20 protein-coding genes are annotated in these 20,214 nt (G+C 40.5%); all 20 read right to left on the bottom strand.

Features of this window, described 5'->3' with window-relative positions; all coding sequences use genetic code 11:
* Positions 1–113 precede the first annotated feature (113 nt).
* The 20 genes from AC0VYO_RS00375 to AC0VYO_RS00280 all read right to left on the bottom strand — a co-directional run bounded on the left by AC0VYO_RS00375 (position 114) and on the right by AC0VYO_RS00280 (position 20,057).
* Entirely contained in the window at positions 114–374 is a 261-nt protein-coding gene (locus AC0VYO_RS00375; protein WP_194222604.1) for an RNA-binding S4 domain-containing protein, read from the bottom strand.
* 18 nt (positions 375–392) lie between these two features.
* A complete protein-coding gene (gene yabN, locus AC0VYO_RS00370; protein ID WP_430243487.1) occupies positions 393–1,847 on the bottom strand; it encodes a bifunctional methyltransferase/pyrophosphohydrolase YabN in 1,455 nt (484 codons plus the stop codon).
* Positions 1,848–1,850: 3 nt separating this feature from the next.
* Entirely contained in the window at positions 1,851–3,443 is a 1,593-nt protein-coding gene (locus AC0VYO_RS00365) for a putative polysaccharide biosynthesis protein (protein ID WP_475366280.1), read from the bottom strand.
* Positions 3,444–3,567: 124 nt separating this feature from the next.
* The gene (gene spoVT / locus AC0VYO_RS00360; RefSeq protein WP_194222601.1) at positions 3,568–4,098 is read right to left on the bottom strand and encodes a stage V sporulation protein T; all 531 of its coding nucleotides are present in this window, start codon (positions 4,096–4,098) and stop codon (positions 3,568–3,570) included.
* 151 nt (positions 4,099–4,249) lie between these two features.
* On the bottom strand, positions 4,250–7,783 hold the full coding sequence (mfd, locus tag AC0VYO_RS00355; protein WP_475368285.1) for a transcription-repair coupling factor: 3,534 nt from the start codon (positions 7,781–7,783) through the stop codon (positions 4,250–4,252).
* Between the two features lie 232 nt (positions 7,784–8,015).
* Positions 8,016–8,246 (bottom strand): anti-sigma-F factor Fin family protein, encoded by a 231-nt coding sequence (locus AC0VYO_RS00350; RefSeq protein WP_283153210.1) that lies wholly within the window; start codon positions 8,244–8,246, stop codon positions 8,016–8,018.
* Positions 8,247–8,303: 57 nt separating this feature from the next.
* Positions 8,304–8,861: an aminoacyl-tRNA hydrolase gene (pth, locus tag AC0VYO_RS00345; protein ID WP_430243493.1), complete on the bottom strand. Its 558-nt coding sequence runs from the start codon at positions 8,859–8,861 to the stop codon at positions 8,304–8,306.
* Positions 8,862–8,982: 121 nt separating this feature from the next.
* Positions 8,983–9,633, bottom strand: a complete 651-nt coding sequence (locus tag AC0VYO_RS00340; protein ID WP_475368284.1) for a 50S ribosomal protein L25/general stress protein Ctc — start codon at positions 9,631–9,633, stop codon at positions 8,983–8,985.
* A gap of 76 nt (positions 9,634–9,709) precedes the next feature.
* Positions 9,710–10,660: a ribose-phosphate diphosphokinase gene (locus AC0VYO_RS00335; protein WP_194222596.1), complete on the bottom strand. Its 951-nt coding sequence runs from the start codon at positions 10,658–10,660 to the stop codon at positions 9,710–9,712.
* 114 nt (positions 10,661–10,774) lie between these two features.
* Positions 10,775–12,142, bottom strand: a complete 1,368-nt coding sequence (gene glmU, locus AC0VYO_RS00330; protein WP_475368283.1) for a bifunctional UDP-N-acetylglucosamine diphosphorylase/glucosamine-1-phosphate N-acetyltransferase GlmU — start codon at positions 12,140–12,142, stop codon at positions 10,775–10,777.
* Positions 12,143–12,332: 190 nt separating this feature from the next.
* Positions 12,333–12,623 carry a septation regulator SpoVG gene (gene spoVG / locus AC0VYO_RS00325; protein ID WP_098445913.1) on the bottom strand — a complete coding sequence of 97 codons (291 nt, stop codon included), beginning with the start codon at positions 12,621–12,623 and terminating at the stop codon, positions 12,333–12,335.
* A gap of 258 nt (positions 12,624–12,881) precedes the next feature.
* Positions 12,882–13,256: a RidA family protein gene (locus AC0VYO_RS00320; RefSeq protein ID WP_194222594.1), complete on the bottom strand. Its 375-nt coding sequence runs from the start codon at positions 13,254–13,256 to the stop codon at positions 12,882–12,884.
* Complete coding sequence (gene purR / locus AC0VYO_RS00315) at positions 13,253–14,107, bottom strand: pur operon repressor (RefSeq protein ID WP_194222593.1); 855 nt, start codon at positions 14,105–14,107, stop codon at positions 13,253–13,255. Before purR ends, AC0VYO_RS00320 begins: the two co-directional genes overlap by 4 nt.
* Before the next feature lie 61 nt (positions 14,108–14,168).
* Positions 14,169–15,038 (bottom strand): 4-(cytidine 5'-diphospho)-2-C-methyl-D-erythritol kinase, encoded by an 870-nt coding sequence (ispE, locus tag AC0VYO_RS00310; protein ID WP_404684326.1) that lies wholly within the window; start codon positions 15,036–15,038, stop codon positions 14,169–14,171.
* Positions 15,039–15,212: 174 nt separating this feature from the next.
* Complete coding sequence (locus AC0VYO_RS00305) at positions 15,213–15,395, bottom strand: small, acid-soluble spore protein, alpha/beta type (RefSeq protein WP_430243497.1); 183 nt, start codon at positions 15,393–15,395, stop codon at positions 15,213–15,215.
* Positions 15,396–15,535: 140 nt separating this feature from the next.
* Positions 15,536–15,793: a biofilm formation stimulator Veg gene (gene veg / locus AC0VYO_RS00300; RefSeq protein ID WP_098445908.1), complete on the bottom strand. Its 258-nt coding sequence runs from the start codon at positions 15,791–15,793 to the stop codon at positions 15,536–15,538.
* Between the two features lie 291 nt (positions 15,794–16,084).
* A complete protein-coding gene (gene yabG / locus AC0VYO_RS00295; protein WP_194222590.1) occupies positions 16,085–16,963 on the bottom strand; it encodes a sporulation peptidase YabG in 879 nt (292 codons plus the stop codon).
* Positions 16,964–17,167: 204 nt separating this feature from the next.
* Positions 17,168–18,061, bottom strand: coding sequence for a 16S rRNA (adenine(1518)-N(6)/adenine(1519)-N(6))-dimethyltransferase RsmA (gene rsmA / locus AC0VYO_RS00290; RefSeq protein WP_283153212.1), 894 nt, complete (start codon positions 18,059–18,061; stop codon positions 17,168–17,170).
* Positions 18,058–18,615, bottom strand: coding sequence for a ribonuclease M5 (gene rnmV, locus AC0VYO_RS00285; RefSeq protein ID WP_475368282.1), 558 nt, complete (start codon positions 18,613–18,615; stop codon positions 18,058–18,060). The genes rsmA and rnmV overlap by 4 nt, the downstream gene beginning before the upstream one ends.
* A gap of 155 nt (positions 18,616–18,770) precedes the next feature.
* Entirely contained in the window at positions 18,771–20,057 is a 1,287-nt protein-coding gene (locus tag AC0VYO_RS00280; RefSeq protein WP_475368281.1) for a ubiquitin-like domain-containing protein, read from the bottom strand.
* Positions 20,058–20,214 lie beyond the last annotated feature (157 nt).

Here is a 20,214-nt window from a genome sequence, read left to right as displayed (position 1 = left end):
TAGAACAAGCTGTTCTGATGGCTAAAACGATTCAAAAAGTAGCCCATTCCCTTCTCATTAAAAGAGAATTTCAAAATGAACATCAATAAAAAAAAGACCCTCTCGGATCTTTTTTATTCACCTGCAGCTTCTTCTTTTAAAATGGTAAACATATTGCTAGCTTCTTCTTTCTTCGTTGTTTCTTTAATTTCATCAACTCGGGCCGTCACTTTCTTATGACCAAAGGAAATCACCAGTTCGTCGCCGGCCTTCACATTTGTTCCAGCTTTAGCTTTATTTCCATTCACTTCAATTCGTCCTTTATCACAAATTTCTTTTGCGATTGAACGACGTTTAATTAAACGCGATACTTTCAGAAATTTATCTAATCTCATTTGTTTCAACGCTCCCTATTAAATTCCTTTTTCTTTTGCCTCATCCCAGAAGTGATCAAGTTCCTCAAGTGATAAATTCTCGATCTCAAGTCCCTTTTCCTTTACCCGATTCTCAATATATTGAAAACGCGAGAAGAATTTATGATTCGTGCGATGGATCGCCACTTCCGGATCAACTTTATAGTACCGAGCTAAATTGACGACAGCGAACACTAAATCGCCTAATTCGTCTTCTCGATCATCAAAAGATTTTTCATTTACAGCTTCTTTAAATTCGGCTAGTTCCTCATAAATCTTTGCCCAAATCGGTTCAACTTCGTCCCAGTCAAACCCGACTTTCGCAGCAGCCTTCTGGATTTCATTGGCGCGCATGAGACCTGGAAGCCCTTTTGGTACCTGATCAAACTGTGATGGTGCAATTTTCTTTTCTTCTTCTTTCACTCGCTTCCAAACACCAGCTACTTCCTCGGCTGTTTGCACATTTTCGTCGCCGAATACGTGTGGATGCCTCCGTATTAATTTGTCGTTTAGCTTATGAATCACATCATCCACAGAAAACATACCTTCATCTTCACCTATCTGAGCATGAAGCATAACTTGAAGCAGCACATCACCAAGCTCTTCTGCGAGATGCTCTTCATCTTGATCATCAATAGCTTCTAATACTTCATAGGCTTCTTCAATCAAATATTTTTTGAGAGACTCATGCGTCTGCTTTCTATCCCACGGACACCCCCCAGGTCCTCGCAGTGTTGCAACCACATTTCGTAACCATCCGAAATCCTGGTAGAGAAGATTTTCTTCTTTTACTGGAGGAACGTAGACAGCGGTTAAATTATTTACTTCCATCGAACGATCTAATTCAAATAGGGGAACAGAGACGATTTTCTCATCCCGACTTCCCGCTGCTTGCAGTACAGTAATTTCATAATCGTCAGGTAAGAGCTCCATTAATGTGAGTTTTACACTCGATGCTGTAAATTGATCATAAACTTGGACAAAGATTAAGTGATTACGTACCTGAACCTCAGACTTTGTAAAACGCGTGGCATCTAGAATTTGACAACCTTCAATAGGATCGATTCGAACTGCAGTAAAAAGCGCATCAAGAAAGCTTTGACCTCCAGCAACAGTCACTTCAACACCATGTTGAGATTGTTCTTCCAACAGGAGCTGTACGGTTGCTTCAGCCATCATTGGATGACCAGGTACTGCGTAAACAAGCGATCCTTTTTGTGCTTCATGAAACAGCTGATTAACAATGGTTCGATAAGTCTCCTCGAAAGATTCATTCGCTTCATATACCTCATCAAACCCTGTCATCGATAGCCCATCATCCATCAATTCCCTAAGAACGGGATGATCAAGCGTCCTAGCAAATATCCGTTCAGCTGACTGAAGCGTGCGGTAACTTCCTAGTGAAAGCTGACTGAGATCTCCCGCTCCAGTTCCTACAATTGTTATACGTGGCATCGCTTATGCCCCTCTCCGTAATTTATTTTGATAGATCGTAATAATTTCTCCTTTTGGCAATTGCATTAATTCTTTCTCTGTAAACACCCGCAGCGCTAATGTTGCAAACCCAAAAACGATGCCTCCGAGTAATGCGCCTCCAAGTGCTGAAACGCTTGAAAGCCCCCTAGAAAGGAAGGAGGGGATAAATAGTTGCAGAATGATTACTGCTGCACTCATGAACATAACGGCTGTTACTGCACGCCTTAAATGAAATTGGTACTGGAGAAGCCCTACTTTGTAATATACGGCAAGAATGGCGAGCGTAGCGACAACGACAAAGCCAAAAACCGTGGCCACTGCCGCCCCATTAATACCGATAAGCGGGATTAGAACAAGGTTTAACAATCCCTTAACTAGTATTCCAATTCCAGCATACCGAGCAGCGTTTCTCGCTAAGCCTACTCCTTGCAAAACACCTGCTGCCGTCATGCTAAGCGAACTAAAAAAGATTGCAATGGCAAGGATACTGAGCGTAGCAGAAAGGGATTGATCTTTAAATAACATCATGTTTGTCTCACTCATAATAATGGCCAATCCCGCTGCAGCAGCAAGCCCTATTACAAAGCTCACTTTAAGAGCAAGAGCTGTTTTTTCGCGAATCAATATCTCATTATTCTCTGCAGCCGCTTTAGAAATGACTGGGACAATCGATAATGAGAGAGATGTGGCCAGAACGGTACCGACCTGCATTAATGGCTGTCCTCGATCAAATACCCCTTTCATTTCACGAGCTTCTAAAGAAGAAAGACCATGCTCAGTTAATCCCGGCACAATCGTTAAAGCATCCATTAACTGAAATAGCACCAATACAAGCGCACTTACACAAATTAACGTCCCTTCTGTTAGGAGCCTACGCGCAATGCCAATGAACCGAAAAGGCTCAAATTTGATTTTCGTTATTTTAGCTACTCGTTTTTTAAATCGAAGCACTACAAGAAGCAATAGCGCAGCGACTCCTCCTAATATTGACCCTAGCGCTGCACCTGTACCAGTCGCATATGCATCCGCTCCGCCCGCTACAAGACCAATTGAAATAGCAAGAATAGCGATAACACGAATCGATTGTTCTGTCACTTGAGACCATGCAGTAGGTACCACATTTTCCTGCCCCTGAAAAAAACCTCTGATTGAAGCAATGCCAGGCATAATAAGAAATGAAAATGCCGTCATTCGCAGAGGACCAACTAAATTTCGATCCGCCATTAAAGCCGCCACCGCTGGCGCACCTGTATAAAGCAAAATAAAGCCTGTAATGCCTAGAATCACAACCACGCAAAAGCTATACCGTGAAAGCTCCTCAGCCTTCTCATACTCACTTTTTGCAATTTCTTCTGAAATAAGTCGGGAGATCACGACAGGAAACCCATATGTAGCAAGTATTATCGCGATTGAGTAAAATGGATAAATTTGTTGATACACATAAAAACCGATGTCACCAGTTATATTTTGATAAGGAATTCGATAGCCGACGCTGAGGACTTTCATAAAAAGGGCTACTGCAGTTAGCAGAAGTGCGCCTTGCCAAAATCCTTTTTGATTTTCTTCTTTTGTCATATACACCTGCCAAATGAAAGTACCAGTTTATGTACGAATTATATCACATGAATAAAAGTGGGAAACTTTTCAAGCTTCATAAAACGAAGAAAATGGAGGCATTGGCCTCCATTTTCTTCTATACTTATTGTTCCATTTGTCTTGCTAGGAAACCAGCTGCCGTTTCAGACAGCTTTTGTTCCAATTCAGTCACTTTTTCATCTTCTTTTGCAAGTAGAATCACCGTACCAATTGGATCGCCATTCGCTATAATTGGAGCTATCACGTGACCTGTATCAACAGGAACACCTTCAATGAGCTCTGACTTACTTTCGTTCAGTAAACTTCTTCGCTCATTCATTGCTTTTTCTACAGAATCGCCAATGCTTTTGTTCAAATACTCTTTCTTTGGTCCCCCCGCAGCTGTAATATAGACATCTCGGTCAGATATGAGAGCAATGTGTCCCGAATGTTCTGCAAGAGACTCGGCATACTCTTTGGCAAAGTCACCTAATTCACTAATGGGAGAATACTTCTTAAGAATAACTTCCCCTTCGCGATCAACAAAAATTTCTAATGGATCTCCTTCTCTAATCCTGAGGGTTCTGCGAATTTCTTTCGGAATGACAACACGACCCAAATCATCAATACGACGAACGATACCTGTTGCTTTCATCTAAGTTGCCTCACTTTCTGGAAGTTGTAGGTGATTGCTCCAATCACTTTTACTATTGTTTGTTCTACAATATGTTTCCATTAGTATCCTTTCGAGGTATCAGTTCTATTCACAAACCTGTCAAAATTATGAGATTCATCCAAAATCGACTTTAATTCGCATTCATTGGCTGTTTTACTGCTTGCTTCACTTTCTTTAAGACTTTCTCAACAAGCTGTAGGTGAGCTTTTGTATCAAGACCTCTCCCTTTCACCGTTACCTTCACTTTATTTCCATCTGCTCCTAAAGCTAACTTATTTCCAAATTCATTCGCTACTTCAAAAATTGTTTCCCCACCAATCGCCTCTCGAGCCGATTCGTGGAATAGAAGTTGTATATCTTTTTTACTTCGGCCAACTTTCTCAACCTTAACTTCTTTGGCAATCTCTTTCATGCGGGAGACCTGGAAAAGATAGTCCACTTCTTCAGGAAAATCACCGAAGCGATCCATCATTTCATCTTGTAAGTCCATAATATCTTTCAACGATTCAATTGATCGGAAACGTTTATACATATCGATTTTCTGTTTCTCATCGTTAATATACGTACCAGGAATATAGGCATCCACTTCAAGGTCAATTTCAACGCTAAATGCTTTCTCTTTCGGTGCATCACCTTTTCTTTCTTCGATGGCATCTTTTAACATTTGAGAATATAAATCAAAACCAACTGAATCAATAAACCCATGCTGTTCTGCACCCAAAAGGTTACCAGCACCTCGAATCGAAAGATCTCGCATCGCAATTTTAAATCCAGAACCTAGCTCAGTAAATTCCTTAATCGCTTGAAGACGTTTTTCCGCTACTTCGGTTAAAACCTTATCCCGTTGATAAGTGATATAAGCATAAGCTACTCGGTTGGAACGCCCAACGCGACCACGTAGTTGATAGAGCTGAGAAAGTCCCATTTTATCCCCATCATACACGAGCAGTGTATTGACATTAGGAATATCAACGCCTGTTTCAATAATCGTTGTACTTACAAGAACATCGTAATTGCCATCAAGAAAATCAATCATCACAGATTCAAGCTCCGTCTCAGTCATTTGACCGTGTGCAAAGCTAACTCTTGCTTCAGGCACTAGTGTACGAATTTGGTCTGTCATGTATTCAATTGATTCCACTCGATTATATAGGAAATAGACCTGTCCCCCTCGAGCAAGCTCTCTTTCAATTGCCTCTCGTACAAGTGTGCCGCTATATTCAACCACATACGTTTGAACTGGGAAGCGATTCTCAGGCGGGGTCTCAATCACAGATAGGTCCCTCACACCTAACATCGACATATGAAGCGTTCGTGGAATTGGCGTTGCAGTAAGAGTAAGCACATCGACATTCGCTTTTAACTTCTTAATTTTCTCTTTATGTGTTACTCCAAAACGCTGTTCTTCATCTACAATAAGTAACCCAAGCTCGTTATAGGTGACGTCCTTTGATAAAAGACGGTGCGTACCAATAACAATATCCACGGTCCCATTTTTTAATCCTTTTAACGTCTCATTTTGCTCTTTACGTGAGCGAAAACGACTTAATAAGCCAATGTTAATCGGATGATCTGCAAAACGCTCTTGAATCGTTGCAAAATGCTGCTGAGCTAGAATTGTAGTTGGAACAAGCAAGGCTACTTGCTTTCCGTCCATTATAGCTTTAAAAGCGGCACGGATACTGACTTCTGTCTTACCGTAACCAACATCTCCACAAAGCAATCGATCCATCGGACGTGTTTTTTCCATATCCTCTTTAATTTCTTGAATGGCTCTAAGCTGGTCGTCTGTTTCTTGATAAGGGAAGGCAGCTTCAAATTCTCTTTGCTCTTCCGTATCTTTCTCAAAGCTGTGGCCAACGCTTGCTTCACGTTCTGCATACAATTTAATTAAATCGTCTGCAATATCTTCAACGGAAGATTGTACTTTACGTTTAACTTTCTTCCATTCTGTTCCACCGAGCTTATATAGTTTTGGTTCTTTTCCTTCAGATCCAACGTACTTCATCACCTGATCAATTTGTTCAACTGGTACATACAAGTTGTCATTACCAGCATAGCTCACATACAGGTAATCCTTATGAATACCACTCACTTCAAGGGTTCGGATACCGAGATACTTTCCTATCCCATGATTCACGTGAACGATATAATCGCCTACTTTTAGTTCTGAATAACTCTTGATTCGCTCGGCATTAGACATCTTTTGAGAGCGACGCGGTTTTTTCGACTGTTTCGTAAACACTTCCGCCTCTGTTAGAACGGCTAGCTTTTGCATCGGCAGTTCAAATCCACCATTAAGACTTCCGATTAATATCTGTGGCTGCTGATGAGAGATCGGCGTATCTTGTTCGACCATCATCGCATTAATTTCATAATCCTCTAGTACACGTTCAAGTCGTTTACGTCTTTCTTCCGTTGCTGCAAGAAAGACAATCGCCATACCGCTTTTCTTCCATCGTTCAATCTCAGTACTTAATACTTTCATCTGACCATGGAAATTTTGCATCGCTTTACTTGAAGCATTAATGATATTCTCAGGATTTGTATAGGGAACATGTCGTAAGAAAATCGATAAATAGATAGTTGAGTGTACAGGCTTAGCGAATAACGTATCATAAGATCTCGATAGGGAAACAGACGAGACAATCTCTCCTTGATTGAGAAGAGCTGTTTGCCATTCTGCTTCTTCCTTATCCAGATCAGATGACATTTCCTGAATGCGACTCACTTCATCAAAAACGACCAGACCATCATCGGGTAAATAGTCTAGCAAACTCGCAGGCTGATCGTAATAGAAGTCCATGTATTTGATAACACCCTGAAAATTTTGCTGGCTTTTTAATTGATCAATTTCGTAAGTAATGTTTTCATGCATTGCTTCTTTTACTTTCTGATCCTTCACTTTCTTTAAAGAAGTCTGAAGTTCTTGTTGAAGACGTTCTGCCCCTTTTTCATAGTGCTCAGGGAATAAAACAACTTCGTCTGCTGGTCCTATCGTAATTCGTTCTGTTTTATTAGCAGAGCGCTGAGACTCGATGTCAAAAAATCGAATCGAATCAACTTCAGTATCAAATAACTCAATTCGTATTGGGCTATTTTCAGTCAATGGATAAATATCTATGATACCACCACGCACACTGAACTCCCCCGGTGAAGATACCATTGGTACTCGTTCATAACCCATCGCTACAAAAGTAGCGAGTGTTTCATCCAAAGGAATATCGTCGCCTAATGCAAACGAAATCTGGCTTCTTTCCCAGATACTCTTCGGTGGTAAATATCTTCTTACTCCCGAGATCGGGGCAATCACAATACCATTGTTATTTTTCATCCAATAATTTAAAGCTTCCATTCGCTGCCCTCTTAATTCCGGGCTAGCAATCGCGATTTCCGAAGAAATGAGTTCATTAACTGGGTATAAGTACACTTCGTCTGGTGAAACAAGCTCACACATGTCTTCATACAGCTTTTGTGCTTGATATAAATTATGGGTAATAATCAGCTGGGGGCGCTTTGTTTCATGATAGAGAGAAGCCATTAGGAACATCCGAGCAGAACCAGCTAGCCCTGCAACAAGTTGTTCTTTAAGACCCTCTTTCACCCCGGTAAAAACGGACTGGAATTCATCGCCCTTACTAAAATATTCTCTTAAGCCTAACATCGGTAGGTTATTCTCCCCTCTCACTCTGAAAAGCGCAAGCGCACATGTAGTCCCAAGAAACGCTTCCACCAATTAGCCAAAACAAATCTTGATTGTTTTGAAAAAGGCGAAGCAGCCCAAGGGACCTGTCACTGAAGCTAGACTTCTCTTAAATTTATATTCTATAACACAGACTATTCTTTATAATCATTCTGTTAACGCAAAAATGCTTTGGACGAACTCCCAAAGCTTCTTACTGAATAAATGTATCAAGCTCATGAAAAGAAGGCGTACGCTCCATAGCTTCATGACAATCTTCACAAATGGCTTTCACTTCAATTGTACCATCGTGGTGGTAATGAACCATTGCTTGCCGCTCCTCTTCAGTGAGCTGCTGAAATCCGAGTTCATCAGCTGTGTGATTCATCTGTGACAATCTTCCAATCTCAGCTCTACAGTGACGACATACGTAATGAATATCCATAACAGATCCTCCCTGTTCCTAACTTTTACTAGTATGGACGGGAGAATAGAAGGATATTCATGTGTTATATTGATTCATTACTTCTGGGAACGACGTCGTTGTCCATGCTTCACAAGCTTTGACCGTCTGTTCAATGGCAAGCTGAATTGGCTCTGCCTCTTCTTTAGAGAATGGCTTTAAAACGTAGTCAATAACGGACTGTCTGGCAGATCGATCTATTCCTATCCGCACTCTCTTAAAATCTTGAGTATGAATGTGCGTGATAATCGACTTCATCCCATTGTGACCACCGGCGCTACCTTTTTGACGAATTCTCACTTTACCAGTAGGAAGGTCCAAATCATCGTAAATGACTAGCATATCATTCACTTCAATATTAAAGTATTCCATCAAAGGACGTACCGATTCACCTGACAAGTTCATATATGTTTGCGGTTTTAAGAGGTACACTACTTCTCCGTTTACTATACCTTTCCCATAGATCCCTTGAAACTTCTTTTGATCTAAAGATATGCCTAAGTCTTTCGATAGCTGATCAATAGCCATGAATCCTACATTATGTCTTGTATTATCAAATTTCTTCCCCGGATTACCGAGGCCTACAATTAATTTCAACAGCTGACGCCCTACCTTTCATTACTTTTATTCTATCCTATCAAAAATGCGAGCACTTATTCACCTGTTAGCTCATTATCTTGAAAAAAAGACGTAACCCGTTCGGTTACGTCTTCGAAGTTTATTCGGTTTTCGTTGTTTCATCATCAGTTTTTTCTTGATCTGCTGGTGGCTCTTCAGCCACTTCATCAGCTTCTTCTTCGTCTTCAGCAGGTTCTTCCGTCGGAGGAACAATCGAAGCGATTGGCTCTTCAGCGTCTAGAAGAATTTCGTATTTATCTCCTTTTGGAAGATCTCCCGCTTGAATAGCGTCTCCAATGTTAAATTCAGCAATACTAACGTCGATGCTATCAGGGAAATCGTTCGGCTTCGCTTTTACGAGAATCTCGTGAAGCATTTGCTGAACAACGCCACCCTCTTTGCTACCTGCAGCTTCGCCAGTCAAATGAACTGGAACCTCCGCTTCAACTTCCTTGTTAAGGTCAACTGAATAGAAGTCTACGTGAAGAACTTGATTCTTGATTGGGTCAACTTGCATGTCGTAAACCATGACTGGGTAAGTGCCCTGTCCTTCAAAGTTCAATTCAATAACGCCGTTTTTTCCGACCTGACGATATACTTTAATGAACTCTAAAGCGTCAACCTGTACCGGTGCGCTTTTGCGGTCTTTACCGTAAAGAACAGCCGGAAGTCCTTCTTCTGTTTCGCGTAATGTTCTAAGTTCACTTCTTTTTTTCGTATTACGATCTAATGCTTTTAATGTTGCTGCCATTTGAAATCACCTTCCTGATTAGGTTTTACTCTTCTATATGGATACCCATAATCACGAGGCAATAAACATAAATTATTTAATCAAATAATTTACTTACAGAAAGTTGCTCATGAACACGGATGATTGCTTCACCAAGAAGAGGTGCAACAGATAGTTGTGTGATTTTATCGATTTGCTTATCATGCGGAAGCGGAATCGTATTTGTGATAGCAAGTTCCTTAATTTTAGATTGATCGATGCGTTCAATAGCTGGTCCTGATAAAACAGGGTGCGTACAGCAAGCAAAGACTTCAGTCGCTCCATTTTCGATCAATGCATTGGCTGCTAAGGTAATTGTACCGGCCGTATCAATAATGTCGTCAATAATGATTGCCGTTTTCCCTTCAATATTACCTACAATATTCATGACCTCTGCTACGTTTGGACGTGGACGACGCTTATCAATAATAGCAATTGGTGCCTTCAGTCGCTCAGCAAGCTTGCGAGCACGAGTTACACCGCCATGGTCTGGAGATACGACAACAATATCTTCAAGGTTCTTTTCTTCAAAGTGTTTAGCGAGAGTCGGAACCCCCATTAATTGATCAACAGGAATGTCAAAGAATCCTTGAATCTGAGAAGCATGAAGATCGAGTGTAATGAGTCGAGTTACTCCAGCAACTTCAAGTAAGTTTGCAACTAACTTCGCCGTAATGGGTTCACGAGACCTTGCTTTACGATCCTGACGTGCATATCCATAATAAGGGAGTACAATATTAATTGTTTTAGCTGAGGCTCTCTTTAGCGCATCAATCATGATAAGAAGCTCCATAATGTTTTCGTTTACTGGAGCACAAGTTGATTGGATAACGTAAACGTCACACCCACGAATACTCTCTTCAATGTTAATCTGGATTTCCCCATCGCTAAAGCGAACAACAGAACATTTCCCCATCGGAACACCAATATGTTCTACGATCTCTTCTGCAAGATCAGGATTCGAGTTTAAACTAAACACTTTCAAGTTTGGATCTAAATAATTAGCCATTGGCCGGTACCCCTCCATTAATTAGTAAGAAAAGCGCGAGCGTCTTAATCACTTCAAAACGATTATGCATTGTAGTAAGACACCAAGAGTTCAAGCTTTCTTATCTTCTTAAAATTAACTATCCTTCTTTTTCGTTGCGTAGTCTTCTTTATTCGTCTGACGAGAACGAGCAATTGATAGCGCCTGTTCAGGAACATCATCTGTGATCGTCGATCCAGCAGCAACAGTTGCACCTTTACCTACCGTTACAGGGGCAATCAAATTCACATTACATCCAATGAACGCGCCATCTTCAACTTTTGTTAGGTACTTTTTCTTACCATCATAATTTACTGTAATTGAACCACACCCAAGATTCACATCTTTACCAATTTCAGCGTCGCCAACATAACTTAAATGGGAAGCTTTGCTACCATCACCCATAACAGACTTCTTTACTTCAACGAAGTTTCCAATCTTCACTTCGTTCCCAATTTGTGAAGCTGGACGAACGTGTGCGAAAGGACCAATATTGACAGCATTTCCCACTTCACTATCATGAATAACCGATTGTTTCACAACGCTCTTATCTCCAACTTTACTATCCTTAATTTCAGAGTTAGGGCCGATCTTAGCTTCATTACCAATAGTGGTTTTGCCAGTTATAGTGGTTCCTGGATAGATAACAGTATCTTGACCAATCACTGCTTCTGAAGAAATATATGTTTGATTGGGATCAATTAACGTAACGCCATTACGCATATGTTTCTCATTAATTCGTTTTTTCATCGCAATTTCAGCTTTTGAAAGCGCGACTCGATCATTTACGCCCATTGTTTCATCAAAATCTGCTGTTTGATAGGCGCTTACGATCTCACCTTGCTTTTGAAGAATTTCAACAACATCTGGAAGATAATACTCTCCCTGAGCATTTTCATTCTTAACGAGCTGAAGCGTCTCAAAAAGGGTTTTGTTATCAAAACAGTATGTACCTGTGTTAATTTCCGTTACTTTCTGCTCAGCTTCACTTGCGTCTTTCTGTTCTACAATTCGTTGAACACTTCCATTCTCATCACGGATAATTCGACCGTATCCAAATGGATTATCCGCATCTGCTGTTAGAATCGTGGCTTTTGCACCCTGATCTTCATGATAAGTCAATAGTGCATCCATTGTTTCTTTCGTAATTAAAGGGGTATCTCCACATACGACAAGGGTGACGCCATCCTTATCGTTTAGGGTTTCTTGAGTCTTCATCACAGCATGCGCTGTACCAAGCTGTTCTTCCTGGAGGACATAATTCACTCGACTACCAAGCTGGTCACGAACCTTTTCAGCGCCATGACCGACGACAGTTACAATGTTTTGGAGCTTAAGTTCATCAAGTTGATCAACAACATGCTCTACCATAGGCTTCCCACAAACGGGGTGAAGCACTTTATAAAGCTTTGATTTCATCCGTGTTCCCTGACCTGCTGCTAACACAACTGCAAATCTATTCATGTATATGGTTCCTCCATTGTATCCTATTTTTCCACTTTGACTATATCTCAAAAACCCCTCATTTTCAAGGAAGTTCCCTAAATCCTCAGCATATAAAAAGTTGGAAAAGAAAGGTCTATGACTTTTTTCTAAATGAAGCGAAATTTCTGGTCAAATAAAAAAGCCCGGTCAGTTGACCAGACTTTTACGATTAGGAAGCTCCAGCTTCCTCATAAGCAGCTTCCATTTCACCAACACGGTGATATTCAGCTAATACAGCTGTTTGAATCTTTTCCCTTGTATTCGACGAAATTGGATGAGCGATATCGCGAAACTCTCCATCTGGAGTTCTTTTGCTTGGCATCGCTACAAACATGCCGTTATTCCCATCAATGACGCGAATATCATGAACGACGAATTCATGATCCATTGTGATGGAAGCGATTGCGCGCATGCGTCCTTCCGTATTCACACGGCGTAGGCGAACATCTGTAATTTCCAACTTGAGTGCACCACCTTTTTCCATTAATTAGAGCATATATGCACTATTCAACTTCTAGTTATTAATTCCTTCTTCTAAATATAAAAAATGTTATAAAAATTTAGTTGCTTTCACACTAAGATTCTATTTCAGAATAAAAAATCGACTGAAAGAAGCTAAATTAATCACCTTAGTGACATTCACTCCAAAAACTTAAATAAATTAGAAAAAAGTTTCATAAATAAAAAACCCACTCAGCGGATGAGTGGGTTAAATTGATTAGCCTACTAGAGCAATGACTTCAATTTCGATAAGGGCATCTTTTGGAAGACGCGCAACTTCAACACAAGATCTTGCGGGTTTATGTGCATTGAAATATTCACCATAGATTTCATTGATCGCGCTAAACTGGTTCATGTCTTTAATATAAACTGTAGTTTTTACGACATTCTCGAGTGAAGATCCGGCAGCTTCTAGTACAGCTTTCACATTTTGAAATACTTGATGAGTCTGGTCTTCTATCGCTCCATCAATGAGCGTTCCATCTGCTTTAAGAGGAATTTGGCCAGAGCTATAAAAGATGTTATTCACGATCATTCCTTGTGAATAGGGGCCAATCGCTTCTGGTGCTGATTTCGTATAGACTGTCTTCATTCGTTCTCCACTCCTTCTGTTAATGGCGTAAGAAATTTCTTGTAATTCCCTGGCGCAACCTGAATCGATCGCTCTTTCATATCGACTCCACCAAGGTTCATCATAGATACGTACTCTTCAACTAGTCGTTCTTCGCCTTCACCCTCAGCCTCAACAAGCACTCCAATTCCAGCAACGTCTGCTTGAAATTCTTCAAGCAAATTAACCATTCCTTGAATTGTTCCACCAGCCTTCATAAAATCATCTACAATCAAAACGTTCGCTCCTGGTTTCAAACTTCGACGAGCAAGCGCCATTGTTTGAATTCGTTTTGACGATCCTGATACATAGTTAATACTTACTGTTGAGCCTTCAGTGACCTTGCTATCGCGTCTAACAATGACAACCGGAACGTTAAGATGACTTGCAGCAGCATACGCAAGGGGGATTCCTTTCGTAGCAACAGTCATCACACAATCAATTTTACGATCAGCGAAAACAGACGCAAATAAGCGGCCAACCTGATTCATAATTTCCGGATTACCGAGGATATCTGTTAAATACAAATAACCACCCGGAAGAAGACGATCAGGACTTTCTAGAAAATCGCATAGTTCACCAACCACACGATCTGCTTCTTCTTCACTAATAAGCGGCATGTATCTTACGCCTCCAGCTGCACCTGGAACGGTTAACAACGATCCCACACCCTGTTGTTCAAAATTCTCTTTAATGATGACCAAATCCTCACTTATAGATGATTTAGCCGCCCCGTATCGCTCTGAGAAATAAGTTAGTGAAACTAACCGGTGTGGATGCTCTAATAAATACCTTGTCATATCCACTAGCCGAGAACTTCGTTTCATCTTCATAGAAGAACCTCCAAAAAATCCGAATAATTAATCATAATATATCACTAATGTACGGATTTATTCAAGGGTTCTTCTCACCTAATAGACGTACCGCATAAACTTGACCACAAAAACCTCTTAAACCGTTATAAATTCGTTGCATGCGCGATTCATGTCGTGTAAGACCAAAGACAGTTGGCCCACTGCCACTCATCAGCACACCGTCTGCTCCGAGGCTTTCCATCTTTTCTTTAATTTGACGTACTTCAGGATGAAGTTTCAATGTAACATCCTCGAGAACATTACCAAGGCGCTGACATATCGCTTCATAATTTTTTTCCTCTATTGCTTGCATCATTCCTCTTACGTCTGGATGGTTCATCTCTGCTGTTCTAAGGCGTCGATATACATCTGCTGTCGATACCCCAATAGAAGGCTTAGCAAGAATCACCCAACAAGGAGGTGGTGCATCCATTGGCTGAATAATTTCTCCACGTCCTTTTGCAAGGGCGGTGCCACCATATACACAAAATGCAACGTCTGACCCTATCTCAGAACCAATATTAGCAAGCTCATCATAAGTTAAACCTAATTGCCAAAGCTCATTAAGTCCTCGTAATGCCGCGGCAGCATCACTGCTTCCTCCAGCAAGACCAGCAGCAACTGGAATTTGCTTATCAATCTTGATCGATAAACCCTGCCGAATGTTGAACTTTTTCTTTAATAATGCTGCAGCTTGAAAAGCTAAATTCCTTTGATCGTCTGGAACAAAACCGCTTGTTGACTCAATAATGATTTCATTTCGTCTCAATTCCGTTAACTCAAGTCGATCTGCAAGATCGACATTCGTCATAACCATTTCTACTTCATGAAAGCCATCAGGTCGTTTATGAAGCACATCGAGTGCTAAATTTATTTTCGCCGGTGCTTTCACACTCAGTTTTCTTTTCATCTCGTTCACCTACATTTTCGTCCTACCGTTCGACATTTTAACTTACTGTGAATTATTGTAACACAACAAGCCTAAAAGAAAGAAACGGAATAGGATGCAACCACGGGAGAGTTTAACTTCTCTGCAACAAAAAAAGAACCCTGACTATTAGTCAGAGTTCAATCGTCACAGGGTTCAGTGTTTTTGTTGGTTTGCAAGTTGCTCCTCAGCTAGTTGAATAGCACGCTTCACGATGTTACCTGCATCGCGAGCTTTTATTCCTCCCCAACCTTCTTTCTGAACCGTATCATAAATACCAAGCTCTTTCGCAATTTCTTCTTTCAATTGATCAGACATAATCCCTTTACGTCTTGCCATGCGAATCAAGCTCCTTTCTATCCTGTAACACTCTTAGTGTGAGGATCGAAAGCCATCGCTATACTGCCAATATGTAACCAAAAGAAGGAGAAAAATTATTTATTCCCAAATAAAGCAAAAAAGCAGTTAGACCATTTGCCTTAACCGCTTACTGCCGCTTGTTCTTCATTAAATGTAATTTGTACTGTATCTGTTAGAATATCTGTGTAGCTGTATGACACACGCTCAAATGCGTTCGTGTCCTGATCCAGCTTAACAATGAACACTGCCGGGTAGGTTTCTTCAAGGATGCCTGAACGTTGAATTGTCTTTCTGCGACCTCCGTTTGCCTTTAAGGTCAACCGTTTGCCAACCTGAGATTGTAACGTTTGTTTGATCTCAATAATCGTTTTTGCCATCGGAACCTCCACCTCACTTAGACAAATTATAACATCTTTTGCATCATCTTGTCAAATAAAACTTAAATTATAACAACGAAGCAAAAACAATGTCAATTGTTATTTACTGATGATGTGTATTTTTATTGTTTCTTAATTTGTCGAAAAATATGTATACTCATTGAAATATGCTGGTTATCTCAGGTTTCGCAAAAGAACATTTCTCTATTCTAGCCCCTTTCAACGAGCTTATTTTTTTATTAAAACTGACGTAAAAAAGCGAACGGATGGATATGTATTCCACCCGTTCGCTCACTCTGAATAATCCTCCTGGTCCTTCATAGGCATACCTGTGCGTAGAATTCCTCTTGTTTCTACTCCACCAAGTCCATCTTCACCAGTCAACGTGTTTCTAAGAGCGTCCCAAACATTAACGTGATCAGTAAAAGATGTGAGTGCAATTTTGGATACGATAAAAACTGGATCAAGCATGTGAATGTTGATTCGAGCTGGAGAGCTTGCAAAATTAGCCCCTGCACGAATGAGTGACTCAAAATGAGACTGACACGCTCCAGCAAAAATTACAAGGTGATCAAGATTCGGAAAAACACTTCTCACTTCTTTTACAGCTCGAACAAAGTACCGTGAATTTCGGTACGATTGAAGATCCTTTTTCTCGCCTTTATGTTTTGTATACGCATCATGCCCTGTGATAACCAAAATATCTGGTCTAACATTGTTAACTAATTTGATAATATTCTCCGGTATTTCGCTCTCCTTCATATATAGCCCATAAACCGGGACGCCAAGACGCTTATACATTTCCAAACATTTACTAAGGTATAGTGGATCCCCGTCAATATGAAGAATTTTCCCCGGGAGTTCAAAAAAACTTGTTTCTTTCTTAAAATGACTAGTTGCCGAATATTCTCGCTTCATTCGCAACAGTTGATAGTCTTGTCGAAACAAACGAAAGGAATAGTCTTCTTTCTCTTTGGACTGCTCCCGTCTCATTTTGTGTTCATTGGAGTCAATTACCACCAGGTCGTCAAACGGGGCATCTGCGATTAGCCTCATATCCTCGCCCACGAGCTCCGCTGACTTACTTGACTCATTCATCCTTGTTACTCGAAAGATTAAGTCACAGCCATATGAACGCCTGGCAACGATATCTCCTTCTTTCATCGTCATTATCTTCCCTCCACACCGCTTGACCTGAAAGACTAAACAGCATCTCCTTTACCTACTATATGAGAACTTTAAGAAAAGATGATTTATATAGAAATGAGAACTTGGTTTACCTTCACTGATTATTAGGAAGATGTTCGAATCATGAAAACTAAAAAAACACCCCGGAAGTTAGTTTATAACTCTAACTTTCGGGGTGCACCACAATCAAGGTGTTTTTTTAGTTTCATTTTTTCTGCTATAAAAAGCATTACTCAACGCCGCGAATTCTTCCATTGAGAGCGTTTCGCCCCGACGTGTTCCATCAATCCCTGTCTCTTGTAATACTTCCTCAATCATTGGCTTTTGCTCTTTACTTAAAAGATTATTTTGCAAATTGTTCAATAAGGTCTTTCTACGTTGACCGAAGCTTGCTCGAATCACTTCAAAGAAATAGGCTTCATTCAAAAGATCGACAGGAGGCTCCTGACGCAGCTCCAAGTGAAGAACGGATGAATCTACATTGGGCTTTGGTACAAAAACGGTTTTTGGTACTGTGAGAGCCGTTTTAGCCACTGCATGGTATTGCACTGCAAGTGATAATGAGCCGTATTCCTTAGAACCAGGCTTTGCAGCAATACGCTCTGCTACTTCTTTTTGAATCATAACAACGATCCCACGTACTGGTAATTTTTCTTCCAATAACTTCATGAGAATAGGCGTCGTCACATAGTAAGGAAGATTCGCTACTACCATCAAATCCTGACCCTCTTCAAACTCTTCTTCAATCACTTGACGAACATCGGCTTCTAACACATCACTATGACGTATGTGAACGTGTGGATAAGGAGAAAGAGTGTCTTCTAGAATAGGGAGTAGACGCTGATCAATCTCAAATGCCACGACCTTTTTAGCTTGTTTTGCTAGTTTCTCTGTTAAGGCTCCAATACCTGGCCCGATCTCGATAGCGCCAGAATTCGGTGATAACTTAGCCTGGTCAACAATTTTTGTTAGGACATTCGAATCAATTAAAAAGTTCTGTCCAAGACTTTTCTTAAAAGTAAAACCATGTTTAGATAAAATTTCTTTTGTTCTAAAAGGGGTTGATATTTCTTTATTCATTGCTCTTCCTCCTGTAACACTTCTTCCAAAGCCTGACTAAACTCTTCTCTTGAAATTTGAAACATTTGTAGCCGTTTGAAAAGCTGCTTTCCATTCATATAGCCCATTTGCAACCGATCTCCTAAAGCTTTTCTTCTCTCCTTAGAACGATCGCCTACAACCAGACCAGCAGCGATAAGATCCTCCCATTCAATCAAAACATCTGGAGCTTCTATCTCTTCTCTTACTGAAAGAATGGCTTCTTGAATATCCTGAATAGAGGCATGTTCAATTCCAACTTTCTTTCCATTAGATGAGATGGCACGTTTTTTATTTAGAAAGGCGTGTTTACAAGAAGGCAGTCGGTCACTAATGATTTGACGAATTCTTGTACCAGGATAATCTGGATCTGTAAAAACAATTACGCCTCGTCTCTTCCAAGCAAGCTCAATACGTCTAAGCGTCTCTTCGCTAATCTCAGATCCATTCGTTTCTAGCGTATCCGCATCAAGCGCTCGTTTCACAGCCAATGTATCGTTTTTGCCTTCTACGATAATGATTTCTTTTACTTTCACTCTGTTTCCTCCATAATACATAACCGATTCTACCCTGTTATTATAACTACACGTGAATTTTTATAGTTTCTCTCATATATCTTTTCTTTATCATACAAAAAACACAGAGAGAGACTTTCCCCACTCTGTGTTATTAGCATACCATATCTCGATCACTAATCGAGGATTGTAATTTGAACAGTCTTGTTTCCCCATGCGTAAGCTGCAGACTTCGAAGAGAAAAACACATCAATCTTGTTACCTTTAATCGCACCACCCGTATCAGCCGCAATAGCCGTTCCATATCCTTCTACGTGAACTTTTGAGCCGAGTGGAATCACACTAGGATCAACCGCAATGATTTTCGCATCAGGATTAGATTTTAAGTTAAAGCCCGTAGATGTGATACCTGAACAGCCAGCACAATTTGCCGTATAAGCTGTCGTCGATACGTTCATTACCTTCCCTGACGACTTACTTTCAGGTTTAGATGGTGATTTTGAAGTTTTTGTAGCAGGCTTACTAGCTGTCTTTGTTGATTTAGATTGAGTTGAAGGGGCACTGCTAGTTTTCACAGCTGTTTGTGTAATAACCTGGGTACCAACAGCAACGATTTTGTCACTGCTTTCCTTCACTACATCGGTTTTCTTAAGCTCACGGGAAACCTCTTTACCATTTTCTAAAACAACTTCGTAATGTTTCTCCCGCTTGCCTTCTTGTCCGTCTTCTAGGACTGTTTCTTTACCTTTTTGAATTGAATTATCATTCTTCTTAATCGTTGCATAGTCAATCGTCTCTTCCACTACATCGGTGACCTTTTCCACTCGAATCACGTTGATTTCCGAGTTCGCTGTAACGTCCTCATCTTTTTTGGGTTCTACGCGATCAAGTTCTCCAAGTTGTATATTCTGCTGTTCTAAAAAGCCAGCGACCGTAGTCGAAGTTGTCCAAATCTCTTTTTGTTTCCCACCGTCGTTTACCGCAACTTTGAAAGCTTCATCAACGGCAATCGTCATATTTTCTTTCAATTCATCATCGAGTGATACAGACATTTGATCATGCTTACCGAGCTCCATGTTTTGATCTTCAAGTAACCCTTTCACTGTATCTTTGGTGGACCAAACTTGTTGGTTATCCCCATTAATCGATAGCGTTACTTGAAAAGCCGGTTTCCATTCAATCACATCTCCAGCCTCAACCTTGGCTGATAAATCGTGACTTAAATAATCATGAGAACCAGGATTCAATTCTTCATCCTTTAATAACTCCGCAACTGTATCTGCATGTGTATCTACCGGCTTCTCTTCCCCATCAAGGACAAGCGTGACCGAAGCTTTTGTAGTTTCAAACACGATAAAGCCGGAGACTAAACCTAGTACAATTACACTTAAACAAATCATGAATACGTTCTTTCCACCCTTAACGCGAGCAAAAAAGTTTTCCATGTTCGATTTCATTGTCATAGTTACCCCCTGAACCGACTGTGTTTCAAAAAGAAAAGCTTCTTACTTATCCCCAATTGCTAGTTTAGTAGAAAAGGCATCTACTTTGATCTTGTATGATGGGAGAAGTTATTTTTAAAAGCATCCTATCATTTCTTTTTAACGACAACGGTCTTTT

It is taken from the genome of Anaerobacillus sp. 63XJN7_4_ISO-PGPR-S23-413 (genome assembly GCF_056173725.1).
The sequence above is the reverse complement of the archived record's forward strand: the minus strand, read 5'-3'. Positions and strand labels throughout refer to the sequence as shown.

Excerpts from the sequence above, each read along its gene's own strand:
- AC0VYO_RS00375 (WP_194222604.1), bottom strand. The coding sequence starts at position 374 with ATGAGATTAGATAAATTTCTGAAAGTATCGCGTTTAATTAAACGTCGT.
- yabN (WP_430243487.1), bottom strand. The coding sequence starts at position 1,847 with ATGCCACGTATAACAATTGTAGGAACTGGAGCGGGAGATCTCAGTCAG.
- AC0VYO_RS00365 (WP_475366280.1), bottom strand. The coding sequence starts at position 3,443 with ATGACAAAAGAAGAAAATCAAAAAGGATTTTGGCAAGGCGCACTTCTG.
- spoVT (WP_194222601.1), bottom strand. The coding sequence starts at position 4,098 with ATGAAAGCAACAGGTATCGTTCGTCGTATTGATGATTTGGGTCGTGTT.
- mfd (WP_475368285.1), bottom strand. The coding sequence starts at position 7,783 with ATGTTAGGCTTAAGAGAATATTTTAGTAAGGGCGATGAATTCCAGTCC.
- AC0VYO_RS00350 (WP_283153210.1), bottom strand. The coding sequence starts at position 8,246 with ATGGATATTCATTACGTATGTCGTCACTGTAGAGCTGAGATTGGAAGA.
- AC0VYO_RS00340 (WP_475368284.1), bottom strand. The coding sequence starts at position 9,633 with ATGGCAGCAACATTAAAAGCATTAGATCGTAATACGAAAAAAAGAAGT.
- AC0VYO_RS00335 (WP_194222596.1), bottom strand. The coding sequence starts at position 10,660 with ATGGCTAATTATTTAGATCCAAACTTGAAAGTGTTTAGTTTAAACTCG.
- glmU (WP_475368283.1), bottom strand. The coding sequence starts at position 12,142 with ATGAATAGATTTGCAGTTGTGTTAGCAGCAGGTCAGGGAACACGGATG.
- AC0VYO_RS00320 (WP_194222594.1), bottom strand. The coding sequence starts at position 13,256 with ATGAAGACAGTCTATACGAAATCAGCACCAGAAGCGATTGGCCCCTAT.
- purR (WP_194222593.1), bottom strand. The coding sequence starts at position 14,107 with ATGAAGATGAAACGAAGTTCTCGGCTAGTGGATATGACAAGGTATTTA.
- ispE (WP_404684326.1), bottom strand. The coding sequence starts at position 15,038 with ATGAAAAGAAAACTGAGTGTGAAAGCACCGGCGAAAATAAATTTAGCA.
- AC0VYO_RS00305 (WP_430243497.1), bottom strand. The coding sequence starts at position 15,395 with ATGGCAAGACGTAAAGGGATTATGTCTGATCAATTGAAAGAAGAAATT.
- veg (WP_098445908.1), bottom strand. The coding sequence starts at position 15,793 with ATGGCAAAAACGATTATTGAGATCAAACAAACGTTACAATCTCAGGTT.
- yabG (WP_194222590.1), bottom strand. The coding sequence starts at position 16,963 with ATGACGATGAAAGAAGGAGATATCGTTGCCAGGCGTTCATATGGCTGT.
- rsmA (WP_283153212.1), bottom strand. The coding sequence starts at position 18,061 with ATGAATAAAGAAATATCAACCCCTTTTAGAACAAAAGAAATTTTATCT.
- AC0VYO_RS00280 (WP_475368281.1), bottom strand. The coding sequence starts at position 20,057 with ATGACAATGAAATCGAACATGGAAAACTTTTTTGCTCGCGTTAAGGGT.